The sequence below is a fragment of the Nocardioides sp. CFH 31398 genome, from assembly GCF_022436705.1.
In the GTDB taxonomy this organism is placed as follows: domain Bacteria; phylum Actinomycetota; class Actinomycetes; order Propionibacteriales; family Nocardioidaceae; genus Nocardioides.
In genome coordinates this window covers 163,835-180,321 of the sequence record NZ_JAKUHT010000011.1, presented here as the reverse complement: position 1 = coordinate 180,321, position 16,487 = coordinate 163,835, and the positions used below count along the sequence as shown (strand labels likewise).

Below are 16,487 nucleotides of genomic sequence, written 5' to 3'. Positions count from 1 at the left end.
GGGGAGGGTGACCTGGTCGCCACCCTGAGGAGCCCTGCCGGAATGACCGTTCCGACCGCCGCACCGTCGTCCGCCCCGTCGTCCGCACCGTTCGTCTCCCGCCACGTCGGTCTCGCCGACGAGGCCGTCGCCACCATGCTGGAGCGCGTCGGCCACGACAGCCTCGACGCGCTCATGGACGCCGCCGTCCCCGCGTCGATCCGCGCGAGCAGCCCGATGACGCTGCCGGACCCGGTCGACGAGACCACCTGCGCCGCCGAGCTCCGTGAGCTCGCCGCCGCGAACGGCCCCGCCGAGTCGATGATCGGCCTGGGCTACCACGCGACGATCACCCCGCCGGTGATCCGCCGCAACGTGCTCGAGGATCCGTCCTGGTACACCGCCTACACGCCGTACCAGCCGGAGATCAGCCAGGGCCGGCTCGAGGCGCTGATCAACTTCCAGACCATGGTCGGCGACCTCACCGGCCTGCCGACCGCCAACGCGAGCCTGCTCGACGAGGCCACCGCCGCCGCCGAGGCGATGACGCTCGTGCGCCGCGCCGACCGCAAGGCCACCGGCCCGTTCGTCGTGGACGCCGACGCCCTGCCGCAGACGATCGACGTCGTCCGCACCCGCGCCGAGGCCATGGGCCTCGAGGTGCTCGTCGCGGACCTGTCGCCCGAGGGGCTCGCCGCGCGGGCCTTGCCCGAGCGGGTCTCCGGCGTCCTCGTGCAGTACCCCGGCGCCTCCGGCGCCGTCCGCGACCCCCGCCCGGCCATCGACGCCGCCCACGAGCACGGGGGGCTCGCCGTCGTCGCCTGCGACCTGCTCGCCTCGACGCTGCTGACCCCGCCCGGCGAGCTCGGCGCGGACGTCGCCGTCGGCTCGTCCCAGCGCTTCGGCGTCCCGCTGTTCGGCGGCGGCCCGCACGCCGCGTTCATGGCCGTCCGGTCCGGGCTCGAGCGCCACCTGCCCGGCCGCCTGGTCGGCGTCTCGAAGGACGCCGAGGGGCGCCCGGCGTACCGCCTGGCCCTGCAGACCCGCGAGCAGCACATCCGCCGCGACAAGGCCACGTCCAACATCTGCACGGCCCAGGTGCTGCTCGCCGTCGTCGCCTCGATGTACGCCGTCCACCACGGCCCGGACGGGCTGCGGGCGATCGCGAGCCGCGTCGCCGGTCACGCCGCCCGCCTCGCCGACTCCCTGCGCGCCGGCGACGTCGAGGTCGTCCACGACGCGTTCTTCGACACCGTCCTGGCCCGCGTGCCGGGCCGCGCCGGCGAGGTCGTCGGCGTCGCCCGCGACCTCGGCGTCCACCTGCGCCACGTCGACGACGACCACGTCGGCCTCAGCGTGGGGGAGACGTTCACCGAGGCCACGGCCGAGGCCGTCGTCAAGGCGTTCGGCGTCGACCTGGTCGCGGCGGACTCCTCGGGTGACGCCGTCTCCGCCGGGTCGGTCGCCGCGCTGCCCGCCGACCTCGCCCGCACCTCGCCGTACCTGACGCACGAGGTCTTCTCGACGCACCGCAGCGAGACCCAGATGCTGCGCTACCTCGCGCGGCTCTCGAACCGCGACTTCGCGCTCGACCGCGGCATGATCCCGCTGGGCTCCTGCACGATGAAGCTCAACGCCACCACCGAGATGGAGGCCATCGGGCTGCCGGGGTTCACCGACCTGCACCCGTTCGCGCCCGTCGAGGACGCCGAGGGCTACCGCCGCCTCGTCGCCGACCTCGAGGGCTGGCTCGCCGCGATCACCGGCTACGACCGGGTCTCCATCCAGCCGAACGCCGGCTCGCAGGGCGAGCTGGCCGGGCTGCTGGCGATCCGCGGCTGGCAGCGTGCCCGCGGCGAGGAGCGCCGCGACGTCTGCCTCATCCCGTCGTCCGCGCACGGCACGAACGCCGCCTCCGCGGTGATGGCCGGCATGCGGGTCGTCGTCGTGGCCTCCGGCGAGGACGGCGGCGTCGACCTCGACGACCTGCGCACGAAGTGCGCCGAGCACGCCGACGACCTCGCGGCCATCATGATCACCTACCCCTCGACCCACGGTGTCTACGAGTCCGGCGTCGTCGAGCTCTGCGAGGTCGTCCACGACCACGGCGGCCAGGTGTACGTCGACGGCGCGAACCTCAACGCGCTCGTCGGGTACGCCGAGCCCGGCTCGTTCGGCGGCGACGTCTCGCACCTGAACCTGCACAAGACGTTCTGCATCCCGCACGGCGGTGGTGGCCCCGGGGTCGGTCCGGTCGCGGTGCGCGAGCACCTCGCGCCGTACCTGCCCTCCCACGCGGCCCACCCCGACGCGGAGCGTCGCGACGGCGTCGGCCCGATCAGCGCGGCGCCGTACGGCTCGGCGGGGATCCTGCCGATCTCCTGGGCGTACGTGCGGATGATGGGCGCCGAGGGTCTCACCCGCGCCACCGCGGCGGCCGTGCTGTCCGCGAACTACGTCGCCGCCCGCCTGCGGGACCACTTCGGTGTCCTCTACACCGGCGAGAACGGCCTCGTGGCGCACGAGTGCATCCTCGACCTGCGACAGCTCACCAAGGAGACCGGCGTCAGCGTCGAGGACGTCGCCAAGCGTCTCGTCGACCACGGCTTCCACGCCCCGACGATGTCGTTCCCGGTGGCGGGGACGCTGATGGTCGAGCCCACCGAGTCCGAGGACCTCGCCGAGATCGACCGGTTCTGCGACGCGATGATCGCCATCCGCCGCGAGATCGACCGTGTCGCCGCCGGGGACTGGGACGTCGAGGCGTCGCCGCTGCGCCACGCGCCCCACACGGCTCGTGCCCTGGTGGGGGAGTGGGACCGCCCGTACTCCCGCGAGGAGGGCGTCTTCCCCGCCGGCATCGACCCCGACAAGTACTGGCCGCCCGTGGCCCGCGTCGACCAGGCGTACGGCGACCGCAACCTGCAGTGCGCCTGCCCGCCGCTGGAGGCGTTCGCCGAGTAGGGGCCGGCCGGACCGGTAGCGTCCGGCGGGTGAGCGTCACCGAGTCCACCGCCCGGCGGCTGCAGGCCGACCTCGCCCACGTCCAGGTCGAGGGCCGGCTGCCGTCGGTGGTGGCGTGCGTGGTGCGCGACGGCTACCCGGTCTGGTCCGACGGCTACGGCGACGTCCCCGGGCCGGTGCGCCACACGCAGTACCGGATCGGGTCGATCACCAAGACGATGACCGCGGTCGGCGTCCTCGCCCTGGCCGAGGCCGGCGAGGTCGACCTGGACGAGCCGGCCTCGGCGTACTGGCCCGACGCGCCGTACGGCGCCGCGACGCTGACCCAGCTCCTCGGGCACGGCGGCGGGCTGCCCGCCGAGCCCGCGGGGCCCTGGTGGGAGCGCGCCGGCCGGCCCGACAACGCCGCCGCCCTCGCGGTGGCCGAGAACGGCCGCCGGGCCCCGCACCGGCCCGGCGAGACGTTCCACTACTCGAACCTCGGGTACGCCGTCCTGGGCGAGGTGCACGCGCGCGTCCGCGGCACGACGTGGGCGGAGGCGATCCGCGCCGACGTGCTGGACCCCCTCGGCCTGCGCCGCACCACTCTGGACCCCGCCGGTGCCCGGGCGCACGGCTTCAGCGTCCACCCGTGGACCTCCGTGCTCCTGCCGGAACCCGACTCCGACACCGGGACGATGGCCCCGGCCGGCCAGCTGTGGAGCACCCTCGACGACCTCGCCCGGTGGGCGGGCTTCCTGCTGCACGGCGACGACAAGGTCCTGGGGGCGGACGTGCTGGCCTGCGCCCGCGCCGGCCAGGTCGGCGACGGCGCCGCGGGGCCGGGGTCGCGCCACGGCCTCGGGTTCCAGCTGGCCCCGGGCGGTGCGGCCGGCCTGGTCGGCCACGGCGGCTCGATGCCGGGCTTCGTGGCGTCGTTGTTCGTCGACCCCGTCCGACGGACCGGCGCCGTCCTGCTCGCCAACGGCACCACCGGGCTGCCGCAGGTCGCGGCGGCGGACCGCCTCCTGGCCACCCTCGAGGCGTGCGAGCCGTCGCTGCCCGCGCCGTGGACGCCGACGGCCGACGTCCCGGGCCCGCTGGCGCCGTTGCTCGGGGTCTGGCACTGGGGGGCGCGCCCCCAGACCTGGTCGATGGACGGCGACGGGGTCGTCGCCCGCGAGGGCGGCCGGGTGGTGCACCGCTTCGCCGTGGTCAAGGGCCGCGTCGTGGCCGTCGCGGGCTACTTCACCGGCGAGGAGGTCGTGCTCCGGCACGGCGCCGGCGGGGCGGCGTACGTCGACCTCGGGACGTTCGTCCTGACCCGCGAGCCCTACGCGCCGGGCGATGTCGTGCCCGGTGGTACACCTACGGTGTGACCGACCTTCCCCAGCGTCGCCCCCGTCGTCGATCAGGCAGCCACCACGAGGTCGAGCGGACCTACACCCCGGGGGGCGAGGTCGGCGCGACCGACGACCTGGCCCTCCCCGACCTGGTCGGCGCCGGGCCCGTCACCGCCCTCGGCAGGGCGGGGACCGCCGAGCTCGACGCGACGTACCACGACACCGTCGACCTGCGCCTGACCCGCGCCGGCATCACCCTGCGACGCCGCGAGGGCGGCGGCGACGAGGGCTGGCACCTCAAGCTGCCCGTCGGCGCGGGACGCGACGAGGTGCACCGGCCCCTCGGCCGGGCCGCCACCCCGCCCAAGCCGCTGCGTGACCTCGTGACCGCGTGGACCGCGGGCGCGGACGTGGCCCCGGTCGCCCGGATCCGCACCGAGCGGACCACCCACGACCTGGTGGGCGCCGACGGCGCCGTGCTGGCCGAGGTCGCCGACGACCGGACCACCGCGATGCGCGACGACACCGTCGTCCTCGCATGGCGCGAGGTCGAGGTCGAGCTGGTCGACGGCGACGAGGACCTCCTGGACGCCGTGGAGGAGCAGCTGCTCGCGGCCGGGTTCGTCCCCGCCGCGGTCGGCCGCAAGATCGAGCGTGCGCTCGCCGACGTCCTCCCCGAGGCGGAGGAGGCGCCACGCATCAGCACCAAGCGGCCCGTGCACCGGCTGGTGCACGCGCGGCTGGTCGAGCAGCTCGACGCGTTCCGCCGCCACGAGGTCGAGGTGCGCCGCCGACGCCCGGACGGCGTCCACCAGGCCCGCGTCGCCGCCCGTCGGCTGCGCGCGGCCCTGCGCACCTTCTCGCCGCTCTTCGAGGGTGACGCCGCCGACGACCTGCAGCGTCGTCTGCAGACGTTCACGCGCGCGCTGGGTCCGGAGCGCGACCTCGAGGTCGCCGCCGAGCGGCTGGAGGCCGCCCTCGCCGACACCCCGGCGGACCTGCTCGTCGGCCCGGTCCGCACGCGCCTGCGCGCCGTCGTCCGCGAGCAGATGAAGGGGCACCGGGCGGCCACGGCCGTCGAGCTGGACTCGCCCCGCCACCTTGAGCTGCTGACCGCGCTCGACCGGTTCGTCGCGGACCCGCCCTGGGCGCCCGAGGCGAAGCGGCGGACCCGGGACGTCGTGCCGCCGCTGCTCGCGAAGGACCGCAAGCGGGTCGGGAAGCGGTTCGCCGCCGCCGAGGACGACGACGGCCTGCACCGCGCCCGGTCCGCGCTGAAGCGCCTGCGCTACGCCGGGGAGGCCGCCGTGACGGCGTACGGCGACGACGCGGAGCGGGTCGCGAAGACCGCCAAGCACGTCCAGCAGCCCCTCGGCACGCTCCAGGACACCCGGCTGTCGCGCCAGCTCGTGCGCGACGTCGCCGCCGCGGCCGACGCCGCCGGCGAGAGCTCGTTCACCTACGGGATCTGGCACGAGTGGGAGGTGCTCGCCGCCGAGGAGGCCCGCGAGCTCGCCCGCGCCCGCTGGGCCCGGGCGCACAAGCGGCGGAAGGGCAGGGGCCTGCGGCTGTCGTGAGGCGGCCACCTCGAGGCCGCTACCGCGCCTGCGACACGCTCGACATGGTGAAGTCGGGGACCCGCAGGGCGGGGGTGGCGGTGCGGGAGAAGTAGTCGTCGCCCCACTCCCGGCCGAAGCTCTGCCGGGTCGCGGACGCGTGGGTGAAGCGGCCGAGGATCTCGACCGGGCTCTCGTTCCACCGGAAGTTGTTGACCGCGGCGGTGATCTCGCCGTCCTCGACGAGGTAGACGCCGTCGCGGGTCAGCCCCGTGAGGAGCATCCGCTGGGGGTCGACCTCGCGGATGTACCACAGGCACGTCAGCAGCAGGCCGCGCTCGACACCGGCGACGAGGTCGGCGGTGTCGCCGGTGCCGCCCTCGACCTCCAGCACCAGGTTGTCGACGTACGGGGTGGTGGCCAGCCCGGTGAGCGCCGAGGTGTGGCGGGTCCCGAGCAGCGAGGTGAGGACGCCGTCGCGGATCCAGTCGGTCGGGCCGAGCGGCATGCCGTTGTCGAAGACGGAGCTGAGGTTGCCCGACGCCGACGCGGTGACGAACGGCGCCGAGGAGATCCCGGGGGCGGCCGGGTCGGACCGCAGCGTGACCCGCGGGTCGACGACCTGCTCGCCGACGCGGGTGCCGCCGCCGCGGCGGCTGTAGACGCTGCCGCCCTCGTGGGCGTCGCGGGCGCCGGCGCCCCAGTAGACGTCGACCATGAGGTCGGCGACCGCCGACGGCGGCAGGACGACGTCGTACCGCCCGGCGGGGAGGTCGACGCTCCGCTCGGCCCAGGCGAGGCGCTGGGCGAGCTCGGCCTCGATCGCCTCGGGGTCGACGTCGGTGAGGTCCCGGCTGGCCACGCCGACCCAGGCGCTGCGGCCGAGGTCGGCAGACTTGCCGGTGCACCCGAGGTGACCGGTGGGCTGCTCGTGGCGCAGCCGCAGCCCGCTGCTCGACGCGAGGTAGGTGGTCTCGACCTCGTGGTTGACGAAGCCGTACAGCACCCGCTCGCCCGCCGAGGCGGTCGCGAAGGCGCGGCCCAGGGCGGGCGCCAGCCCGGCGTACGTCTCGGGCCCGGTGGTCGCGGGGGCGGCCTCCCAGTCGCCGGCGGGACCGGCCTGCTCGGGGGTCAGCAGCGGGTTGGCGTCCTCCGCGGGGCCCGCCTGCGCGGCGGCGGCCTCCGCGGCACGGAGCACCTCCTCCGCCTGCTCACGGGTGGTCGCGCTGCCGGTCACCGAGCCGACGCTCGTGCCGCCGTCGGACTCCACGAGGGCGACGACCGTGACGGTGAGCCGGCGTGACGCGCCGTTGGTGGTCAGGGTCGTGTTCGCCCAGCGCAGGTGGGCGCCCCGCGCGTCGCTGACCACCACGACGCAGCCGGTCGTGGCCGAGGCCGCGAGGACGTGCTCGGCGAGGTCCTGGGGGCGGGTGGCGGACCCGGTCGGCCCGGTCGGGACGGTGGTCATCAGCCCTCCTCGGTGGTGTCGAGGATGCGGACGCCGCGGAACAGCGCGGTCGGGCACCCGTGGCTGACGGCCGCGACCTGGCCCGGTTGGGCCTTGCCGCAGTTGAAGGCGCCGCCGAGCTCCCACGTCTCCGGGCCGCCCACGGCCTCCATGGAGCCCCAGAAGTCGGTGGTCGTCGCCTGGTAGGCGACGTCGCGCACCTGCCCGGCGAGCCGGCCGTCCTCGATGCGGAAGAACCGCTGGCCGGTGAACTGGAAGTTGAAGCGCTGCATGTCGATGGACCAGGAGCGGTCGCCGACGACGTACAGGCCGCGGTCGACCCGCGAGATGAGCTCCTCGGTCGAGGGGCCGTCGGCGGCGGGCTGCAGCGACACGTTCGCCATCCGCTGGAGGGGGACGTGCCCGGGGGAGTCGGCGTACGCGCACCCGTTGGACCGGCCGCGCTCGGGGTCGCTCGTGAGGTGCGGCATCGCGGCGGCCATCGGCCGGTCCAGCTGGTAGCCGACCAGGACACCGTCGCGGACGATGTCCCAGCGCGTGGTCTCGACGCCCTCGTCGTCCCAGCCGGTGCTCGCGAGGCCGTGCGGCTCGGTGCGGTCGCCGGTGACGTGCATGACGTCGGAGCCGTACTGCAGCGACCCGACCAGGTCCGGTGTGGCGAACGAGGTGCCGGCGTAGTTGGCCTCGTAGCCCAGCGCACGGTCGAGCTCGGTGGCGTGACCGATGGACTCGTGGATCGTCAGCCACAGGTTCGAGGGGTGGATGACGAGGTCGTACGTGCCGGCCTCGACCGTGGGGGCGCGGAGCTTGTCGGCGAGCAGGGCCGGGACCTCGACGAGCTCACGCTCCCAGTCGTGGGTGCCGCCGGTGAGGTGCTCCCAGCCCCGCCCGGCCGGCGGCGCGATGGAGCGCATGGAGTCGAACACGCCGGTCGCGGCGTCCGTGCCCATCGCGGTCAGCTCGGGGTCGACGCGGATCCGCTGCTGGGTGGTGCGCGTCCCGGCGAGGTCGGCGTAGTACTTGACCTCCTTCACCAGCTGGGTCGCGGCGGTGGCGTGGTCGACGGCGCCGTGCTCGCGCAGCCGTCGGGTCCAGTCGACGAGGAGGGCCGCCTTCTCGGCGTCGGGGACCTCGAAGGGGTCGACGTCGTACGGCGAGACCCACTCGACGTCGGCGTGGACCGGCTCGGGGGCGAGCTCGACGGGCTCCCGGGTCATCGTGGCGGCCACCCGCGCGAGGGCGACCGCCTCCTCGGCGACGCGACGGGCCTCGTCCTCGGTCAGCGCGACGCCCGCGGCGAAGCCCCAGGCCCCGCCGTGGACGACGCGGACGCTGAAACCCAGGTCCTCGGTCGACGCGGCGGTCTGCAGGACGCCGTCGCGGGCGGCGAGGTACTGGTGCCGCAGTCGCTCGAACCGGAAGTCGGCGTGGGTGGCCCCGAGGTCGGCGGCGCGGCCGAGGGCGACCTCGCCCAGGGCGCGGTGGGGCAGGGCCGCGAACGTCGGGTCGAGGAGGCCGGGCATGGGCCGAACCTACGCCCCGGCCACGACGAGCCGCACGCGACTTCCCCGGGCCCCACCGTCACCGTCGGCCCCTCCGGCGGACCCCGGGGTGACCTCGAGGCGGCGGCCGATCCGCTCCCTCATGCTCTCGACGTGGCTGACGACGCCGACCACCCGCCCGCCGGCGCGGAGGTCGTCCAGGACCCCCATCACGTCCTCCAGCGTGTCGGCGTCCAGGGAGCCGAAGCCCTCGTCGACGAAGAGCGTGTCGATGTCCACGCCGACCGCGTCGGCGGCCGCCTCCTGGCTGACCACGTCGGCGAGACCGAGAGCCAGGGCCAGGGACACGACGAAGGTCTCGCCGCCCGACAGGGTGACCGGCGCCCTGGCGGCGCCCGACCACTCGTCCCGGACGACCAGGTCGAGGCCGCCGCGCCGTCCGCCCCGGGTGGGCAGGGCGGCGTCGTGGAGCAGGGTGAAGCGCCCGTCGGTCATCGGGGCCAGCCGCACGTTGGCCGCGTCGACCACCTGACCGAGGCGCCAGGACAGGACGTACGCCGACAGCGACAGGCGCAGGCGGTTGTCGGCCGAGCGACCGGTCGCGAGGTCGGCCAGCGCCTCGGCCCGTCGCGCGGCCTCCGCGGCGGGGAGCCAGGCGGCGACGGCGGCGTCGTGCTGCCCGGCGAGGACGTCCACCCGGTCGCGGCGCTCCCGGGCCTGGGCGGCCCGGGTGGCGGCGTCGCGCGCCATGGCCTCCGCGGCCGCCAGGCGGGCCCGGGTGGCGGCGAGGTCCGGCGCGTCCTCGGTGGCCGCGGCGCGGACCACGGGGTCGGCGAGCACGGCGTGCACCTCCCGCAGACCGTCCCGGTGCGCCTGGGCGGCGGCCTCGAGACGGCCCCGCTCCGCGTCGTCGAGGACGGCGGCGCGGGCGGCGGCGAGGTCGTCGAACCGGTGGGCGACGGCCGACGCCTCCGCGTGCGCCAGGCTGCGCGCGGCCTGCGCCCGGGCCGTGGCGAGCTCACCGGCGGCGCGCTGTGCCGCCTCCAGGGCCGCCTCCTGCGCGCCCGTCACGGTCACCGCCTCCTCGAGGGCACCGGTCAGCCCGCCGGCGGCGTCGAGGAGCGCGCGGAGCCGGCGCTCGGCGTCGTCCGCCGCGGTGCGGGCGGAGCGCTCGGCGGTCTCGGCCGCCGCCACCTCGCTCGCGAGCCCGGAGCGGTGCTCGCGCGCCGCGGTGAGGGCGCCCTCGGCCTCCGCCAGGGCACGCAAGGCCCGCGCGGCGCCGTTGCGGGCCACGGTCGCGGCGGTCGTGGCCTGCTCGAGCCGCTCCTGCTCCTGCTGCCACCACGCCTCGTCGTGGCCACCCGCACCCTCCCGGGCGCCGGCGAGCCGCACCCGCAACCCCTGCACGCGGTCGGTGTGGGCGAGGAGGGCCGACTCCGCGTCGTCCAGGCTCGCGCGGGCGCGCCTCTCGGCGGCTAGGTCGACCGCGTCGGCGCCGCGGGTCGCGGGCCGCGGGTGGTCGCAGGAGCCGCACACGGGGCAGTGACCGCCGACGGCCAGCCCGCCCGCCAGCTCGGCGGCGATCCCCTCGAGGCGCGCCTCCCGCACCGCCAGCCACGCCTCGTGCCGCGCGTGCTTGAGCTCGCGGGCGTCGTCGGCGAGCGCCGTGGCCTCCACGAGGAGGGCCTCCAGCTCGACGACCGTCCGCGCCGCGCGCCGGGCGTCGCGCGCCCTCGCCCCGGCCTCGAGCAGACCGGGGAGCCCGGCGGCGACGGCGCCGAGCCTCGTGTGCTCCTCCGCCAGCTCCTCCACCCTGGCGGGCAGGGCGGCGAGCGCGTCGTCAGCCCGCGCCAGTGCCGCCCGGGCCGCCTCGGTGGCGCGGGCCGCGCGAGCGGCGTCGGCGCGGGCGGTGCCGAGCTCCGTCTCGGCCGGACGCGCGTCCAGGAGACGGCCGAGCCGGCGGCGGCACTCCTGCAGGGCGCCGTCGACGGCGTCGGGGTCGGTCACGCCGGCTCGTCCGGCGGCCGCGGACCAGCGACGGCGGGCGACGGCGAGGTCGGCCTCGGCGGCCGCGGCCTGGGCGTCGAGGAGGGCGATGGGGGCCGCGCGCCGGGCCGCGTCGAGACGTGCGGCCTCCCGGTGACGCTGCGGTGCGGCGGCGTCGAGGACGTGTTGCCTCGCCCGGGCCGAGGTGTGCGCCTCCTGGGCGCGGGCGGTGGCGAGCCCGGACTCGAGCTCCGCGCGCGTGGCGTCGAGGGTGGCGTGGGCGGCGGCGTCCTCGTCACGCGCGACGTCGGCGGCGCGCGCCGTCGACGCACGCAGGTCGGCGAGCCATCCGTCGTCGAGGACCCCCTCCGGGGAGGCGTCGCCGGGCACGGTGCCGGCCGCCTCGCCGAGCCGGTGCCGGACGGCGTCGACGGCGACGCGGGCCGCCTCCTCGGTACGGCGGGTCGCGCGCCGGTGCTCGACGAGCCAGGCGGCGATGCGGTCGTAGCGGTCCGTGCGGAAGAGCTGGGCGAGCACCTGCTGGCGGTCGTCGGAACGGGCCTGCAGGAACGTCGAGAACTCCCCCTGGGGGAGCATCGCCACCTGGCAGAACTGGCTGCAGGTCATGCCGAGCAGGCGGCCGACGAGGTCGCCGGCCTCGTCGAGGCGGTTCGTCTCGTGCCGCCAGGTCTCCCCGACCCGCTGCTGGACGGAGGCCGACGCCTGCTGGGTGGTGGTGCCGTCGCCGCGCTTCTTCGGTCGCTCCCAGGCGGGGGAGCGGGTGAAGCGGTAGCGCCGGTCGCCGAGGCTGACGTCGAGCACCACCCGGGTGGCGAGCCCGGGGTCGGACCGGTCGCACCGCAGCGCCCTGGCCTCGTTGCGGCGCCCGGGCACCGCGCCGTACAGGGCGAAGCAGATCGCGTCGAGGACGCTGCTCTTGCCGGCGCCGGTCGGGCCGCTGAGGAGGAACAGGCCGTCGGCGGCGAGGGCGTCGCCGTCGACGACGACGGTCTCGGCGAACGGGCCGAACGCGGTGACCTCGAGACGGTGGACCCTCACGCCGGCACGTCCTGGGTCGGGTCCTCGGCGCAGGCGTCGCAGGCGCTGGCGAGCAACGCCGCCTCGGCGTCGTCCGCCCCGAGGCCCCGGACGTCGGCGACGAAGTCGAGCGTCACGTCGTGGGCGGAGCGACCCGGTCTCACGACGCGGGGTCGTGAGCCGGTGGACGCCGGGGCGTCGAAGGCCAGGACGAGGGCGTGCGGGAAGCGCGTCCGCAGACGCTCCATCGCGCCCGCCGGCCGGGGGCCGGCGTCGGTCAGGGTCGCCTCCACCCACGAACCCTCGTGCCCGGCGAGGTCAGGGTCGGCGAGGAGGTCGGCGAGGTCGCCCCGGATCCGCGCGAGGGGGCGAGGGACGGGGGCAGGCACGAACGTGGCGGTCGACGAGCCGTCGGCGGCCAGGTCGACGAGCCAGGACCCCTTGGTGTGGCCCGCCTCGGAGAAGGAGTAGGCGAGCGGGGACCCGGAGTAGCGGATGCGCTCCGTCAGCGTGTGAGCCCCGTGCAGGTGGCCGAGCGCGACGTGGTCGACGCCGTCGAACACCGAGGTCGGCACCACGGAGATGCCGCCGACCGCGATGTCGCGCTCCGAGTCGGAGGGTCGACCTCCGGCGACGAAGGCGTGCGCGAGGACCACCGACCGCGCGCCCGGCCGGCCGGCGAGGTCGGCCCGGACCCGGGTCATGGCGGCGTCGAGCGCCACCTCGTGGGAGCGCCCGGTCAGCCCCCAGGCCCCGCGGACCGCGTCCGGGTCGAGGTAGGGCAGGGCGTGGACCACGACCGGACCGTGGGCGTCGGCGAGCTCGACGGCGCGGCCGACGTCCTCCGGCCGGGTGCGGACGTGGAGGCCGGCGGCGTCCATCACCCGTGAGCCGAACCCGAGGCGCCGCGCGGAGTCGTGGTTGCCGGAGCTGATGACCACCGTCGCCCGCGACGCCGCGAGGCGCGCGAGGGTGTCGTCGGCCAGCGCGACCGCGTCGACCGGGGGCAGGGCGCGGTCGAACACGTCGCCCGCGACGACGACCAGGTCGACCTCCTCGGCCTCGACCACCTCGAGCAGGTGGTCGACGTACGCCGCCTGGTGGCCCAGCAGGTCCGCGCGGTGCAGCGAGCGGCCCAGGTGCCAGTCGGAGGTGTGGAGGATGCGCACACCAGCAACCTAGGAGCGACGTCCGACAGCGCCGGGAGGCCACGCCGCGGTGGGCGATCTCACGGCCCCGTGGGTCCTGAGGTGGTCGAGCAGCGAGGAGCCCTGGCGACGAGCGCGTCGAGACCGCCGGCGCGACCGGGTGGTTCCCGCTCAGGCGTAGCGGACGACCCGTCTCGGGGAGGTGAAGCCGTACAGGACGAGCCCGGACTCGGTCGCGAGGCGGACCGAGAGGCTGGTGGGGGCGCCCACCGACACCAGGGAGCCGATGCCCGCCGCCACGGCCTTCTGGACGAGTTCGAACCCCGCGCGCCCGGAGACGACCAGGCAGGCACCGGTGCCGTCCTCGCCGGCGAGCACCCGTGCGCCGGTGACCTTGTCGACGGCGTTGTGGCGGCCGACGTCCTCGCGGGCGACCAGGAGGTCGCCGTCGACGGTGAACAGCCCGGCGGCGTGGACGCCCCCGGTGCGGCTGAACACGGGCTGGTGCTCGCGCAGCACGTCGGGCAGTCCGCGGACGACGGCGGGCGTGGGCACCGGGCCGTCCCACGGCCGGCCCGAGGCGGCGGCCAGCACCTCGCCGACGCTGTCCTTGCCGCACACCCCGCACGCCGACGAGCCGGAGGACGAGCCGCCGTGGCGGTGGCCGGGGTCGCGGCGCGGCGGGGCCGCGAGGGTGACGGTGACGACGTTGAACTCCTCCTCGGGGGAGAGGTCGACGTCGGTGCAGTAGGCGACCCGTTGCAGGTCGCCGGGAGCGAGGACCTGCTCGTGGCGGAGGTAGCCCGTGGCCAGCTCGAAGTCGTGCCCCGGGGTCCGCATGGTCACCCAGACCCGTCGGGCGTCGGCCCCGGGCCACGCGAGGCGGATCTCGAGCGGCTCCTCGGTGGCCACGCGGTCCTCGCGGCGCCTCTCGCCCCGCTCGTTGGTCTCGGTGACCTTGACCCGGACGGAGGGGCCGGGTCGGCGGCTGCGACGGTCGGCGGTCACGAGGCGCTCCTGGGTCCGAACTCGCGCTGGACCGCGAGGTTGCGGGCGAGGTCGTCGGCGCAGTCCAGGAGGGTGCGCCGCAGGCCGGAGGCGAGGCCGTCCCGCGCGGCGAGGGCACGGACGCCGTCCACGGTGACCTGCGACCACCAGGTCCGGGGGAAGAAGGCCCGGGCGGCGTCCGCGAGCAGCCAGCCGGTGCGGTGCTCCGCGGTGGCGGGGAGGTCGGCGAGGTACCGGTCGGCGTACGGCGCCAGCAGCTCGCCCTGGTCGGCGTGCCAGAAGGCGTTGCCGGCGGCCTCGACCTCGTAGTTCGAGCCCTCCACCTCGCCGGTGAAGAGCTGCCAGGCCCAGGCCTTCGCCTCGGCCGTCGGCATCGAGGCGCGGGCGGCGACGCGCGAGACGACGGCGTGCGAGGTCCGCTCCCGGGCGACCTCGGCGTCCAGCTCCGCGACGTCGGTGGCACCCAGCACGGCGAGGCGCCGCAGCACGCGCCACCGCAGGTCGAGGTCGAGCGAGCAGCCCGGGGCGGGCTCGGCGCCCGCCAGCCAGCTCCGCAGGAGGTCCACGTCGCCGGCGGACGCGGTCGCGGCCTGCACGGCCGAGAGCTGCAGCGTCGACCCGGGCTCGGCGGACCGGGCGCGGGCCAGGGCGGCCTCGTGGACGTGCTGCGCGGCCGCCTCGGGGTCGACGGCGTGGGGGACGACGCTGCCCAGCACCCACGGCAGCACCCGGGTGACGGCGTCCTCGTCGGTCTCGGTGGGGATGGTCCGCTCGACCATGGCGAGGACGACCGCCGGGTCGACCGCGGCCTCCCCGAAACCGCTGCGGACCTGGCCCCAGACCGCGGCCCGCAGCGCCCGGTCGGTGGAGCCGAGCAGCGTCGGCAGGGCTCGCAGGGTCACCTGGTCGGGGACGGTCAGCGCCCAGGTGTCCTCCCCGGAGTCGACGACCACGGCAGCGCCGTCCGGGACGGACAGCTCGGCCTCGTCGCCGGTGACGACGAGGGGCACGCGCTCCCAGTCCGGGCCCAGCGCGACCTGGACGGCGTGCTCCCGCCGGGGCGCCTCGGGGGAGTAGGGCCGGCAGCGCACCACGCCCGCGGACCGGTCGAGGGTCAGGGTGTCCGGGCCCGCCGTCCGCAGCCACCCGGAGACGAACCCGGACAAGTCACCGGCGCCGGCACGCTCCCAGGACCCGACGAGGTCGGCGAGAGTCGCGTTGGCGAAGGAGTGGGTCCGCATGTGGTCGGACACGCCGGCCCAGAACACGCCGTCGTCGCGGGAGGCGAGCTGACGGAGCACGGCCGCGCCCTTGGCGTACGAGATGCCGTCGAAGTCGCCGAGGGCCGTGGCCGCGTCGGGCGCCGCCGTGCCCGGCTCGCCGGCGACGGGGTGGGTGGTCGGGCGGCGGTCGGCGCCCAGGCCCCACGGCCGGCGCACGTAGGACTCGTTGGTCCACGCGTCGTCGTACTGCGTCGCGTCGGCGGCGACGCGGGTGCCGGCGTACTCGGCGAACGACTCGTTGAGCCAGAGGTCGTCCCACCACCGCGGCGTCACGAGGTTGCCGAACCACTGGTGCGCCATCTCGTGGGCGATCGTGGTGGCGCGCCCGATGCGCTGGTCGCGGTTGACCCGGGAGCTGAACACCATCGGGTCCCGGAACAGCACGCACCCGGCGTTCTCCATCGCGCCGGCGTTGAACTCCGGCACGAACGCCTGGTGGTACTGGCCGAAGGGGTAGCGGATCCCGAACAGCCGGTGGAGCTCGTCGAAGCTCTGGCGGGTCAGCGTCCACAGCTCGTCGGCCTCACGGTCGAGGTCGGGGGCGAGGCTGCGGCGGGCCGACAACCCCAGCGCGATGCCGTCGTGCTCGCTCTCCAGCACGTGCCAGCCGCCCGCGACCAGCGTGACGAGGTACGTCGGCAGCGGCTGCGTGCGCTCGAGCCGCCAGCGGGCGACGTCGTGGTCGGCCCCCTCGCGGACGGCGACACCGTTGCCGCGCACCGTCCACGCCGCCGGGGCGGAGACCGTGACGTCGAACGCCGCCTTGAGGTCCGGCTGGTCGAAGCAGGCGAACGCCGACGGCGCGGCGTCCATGAAGCACATGAGGTAGAGGTACGGCGCCCCGTCGGCCGGGTCGATCGCCCGGTGCAGGCCCTCGCCGTCGCGGCGGTAGCCCATGGTCGCCCGGACGACGAGCTCGTGCTCGCCGGCGTCGAGGTGCAGCGGCAGGCGCCCGTCGTGGACGGTCGCCGGGTCCAGCGGTGCCCCGTCGAGGTGCACCGCGGTCACGGACCGGGCGTGGACGTCGACGAAGGTCTCACCGGCCCCGGAGGAGAACCGGACCGTCGAGACCGAGCCGAACTCCTCGTCGCCGCGGGTGAGGTCGAGGTCGACGACGTAGGAGTGCGTCCGCAGCAGGGCGGCGCGCTGCTCGGCCTCGTCACGGCGCAGGCTGCGCGTCGGCGCGGGGGTGGGGCTGCTCACGTCCTCACAGTAGGGCGCGGCCCCGACACC

At 76.3% G+C, this 16,487-nt stretch carries 9 protein-coding genes; 3 read left to right on the top strand and 6 right to left on the bottom strand.

Annotated elements, in window-relative coordinates; all coding sequences use genetic code 11:
- Positions 1-42 precede the first annotated feature (42 nt).
- From gcvP to MJ876_RS10575, 3 genes are read left to right on the top strand one after another with little or no spacing between them, the layout of a single operon-like run.
- The gene (gene gcvP, locus MJ876_RS10585; protein WP_240236246.1) at positions 43-2,943 is read left to right on the top strand and encodes an aminomethyl-transferring glycine dehydrogenase; all 2,901 of its coding nucleotides are present in this window, start codon (positions 43-45) and stop codon (positions 2,941-2,943) included.
- Between the two features lie 29 nt (positions 2,944-2,972).
- The gene (locus MJ876_RS10580; protein WP_240236245.1) at positions 2,973-4,301 is read left to right on the top strand and encodes a serine hydrolase; all 1,329 of its coding nucleotides are present in this window, start codon (positions 2,973-2,975) and stop codon (positions 4,299-4,301) included.
- Entirely contained in the window at positions 4,298-5,842 is a 1,545-nt protein-coding gene (locus MJ876_RS10575) for a CYTH and CHAD domain-containing protein (RefSeq protein ID WP_240236244.1), read from the top strand. Before MJ876_RS10580 ends, MJ876_RS10575 begins: the two co-directional genes overlap by 4 nt.
- A gap of 19 nt (positions 5,843-5,861) precedes the next feature.
- Here the strand turns inward: MJ876_RS10575 and MJ876_RS10570 are convergent, their stop codons facing one another.
- From MJ876_RS10570 to pepN, 6 genes are all read right to left on the bottom strand, one after another.
- The gene (locus MJ876_RS10570; RefSeq protein ID WP_240236243.1) at positions 5,862-7,289 is read right to left on the bottom strand and encodes a metallopeptidase TldD-related protein; all 1,428 of its coding nucleotides are present in this window, start codon (positions 7,287-7,289) and stop codon (positions 5,862-5,864) included.
- Positions 7,289-8,812, bottom strand: coding sequence for a TldD/PmbA family protein (locus tag MJ876_RS10565; protein ID WP_240236242.1), 1,524 nt, complete (start codon positions 8,810-8,812; stop codon positions 7,289-7,291). Before MJ876_RS10565 ends, MJ876_RS10570 begins: the two co-directional genes overlap by 1 nt.
- A gap of 9 nt (positions 8,813-8,821) precedes the next feature.
- On the bottom strand, positions 8,822-11,836 hold the full coding sequence (locus MJ876_RS10560) for an AAA family ATPase (protein WP_240236241.1): 3,015 nt from the start codon (positions 11,834-11,836) through the stop codon (positions 8,822-8,824).
- A complete protein-coding gene (locus MJ876_RS22220) occupies positions 11,833-12,984 on the bottom strand; it encodes an exonuclease SbcCD subunit D (RefSeq protein ID WP_240236240.1) in 1,152 nt (383 codons plus the stop codon). Before MJ876_RS22220 ends, MJ876_RS10560 begins: the two co-directional genes overlap by 4 nt.
- 150 nt (positions 12,985-13,134) lie before the next feature.
- Positions 13,135-13,971, bottom strand: a complete 837-nt coding sequence (locus MJ876_RS10550; protein ID WP_308192590.1) for a formate dehydrogenase accessory sulfurtransferase FdhD — start codon at positions 13,969-13,971, stop codon at positions 13,135-13,137.
- The gene (gene pepN / locus MJ876_RS10545) at positions 13,968-16,457 is read right to left on the bottom strand and encodes an aminopeptidase N (RefSeq protein WP_308192589.1); all 2,490 of its coding nucleotides are present in this window, start codon (positions 16,455-16,457) and stop codon (positions 13,968-13,970) included. The genes MJ876_RS10550 and pepN overlap by 4 nt, the downstream gene beginning before the upstream one ends.
- Between the last annotated feature and the right edge of the window lie 30 nt (positions 16,458-16,487).

Coding starts and splice junctions, on each gene's coding strand:
- gcvP (WP_240236246.1), top strand. CDS start 43: ATGACCGTTCCGACCGCCGCACCGTCGTCCGCCCCGTCGTCCGCACCG.
- MJ876_RS10570 (WP_240236243.1), bottom strand. CDS start 7,289: ATGACCACCGTCCCGACCGGGCCGACCGGGTCCGCCACCCGCCCCCAG.
- MJ876_RS10565 (WP_240236242.1), bottom strand. CDS start 8,812: ATGCCCGGCCTCCTCGACCCGACGTTCGCGGCCCTGCCCCACCGCGCC.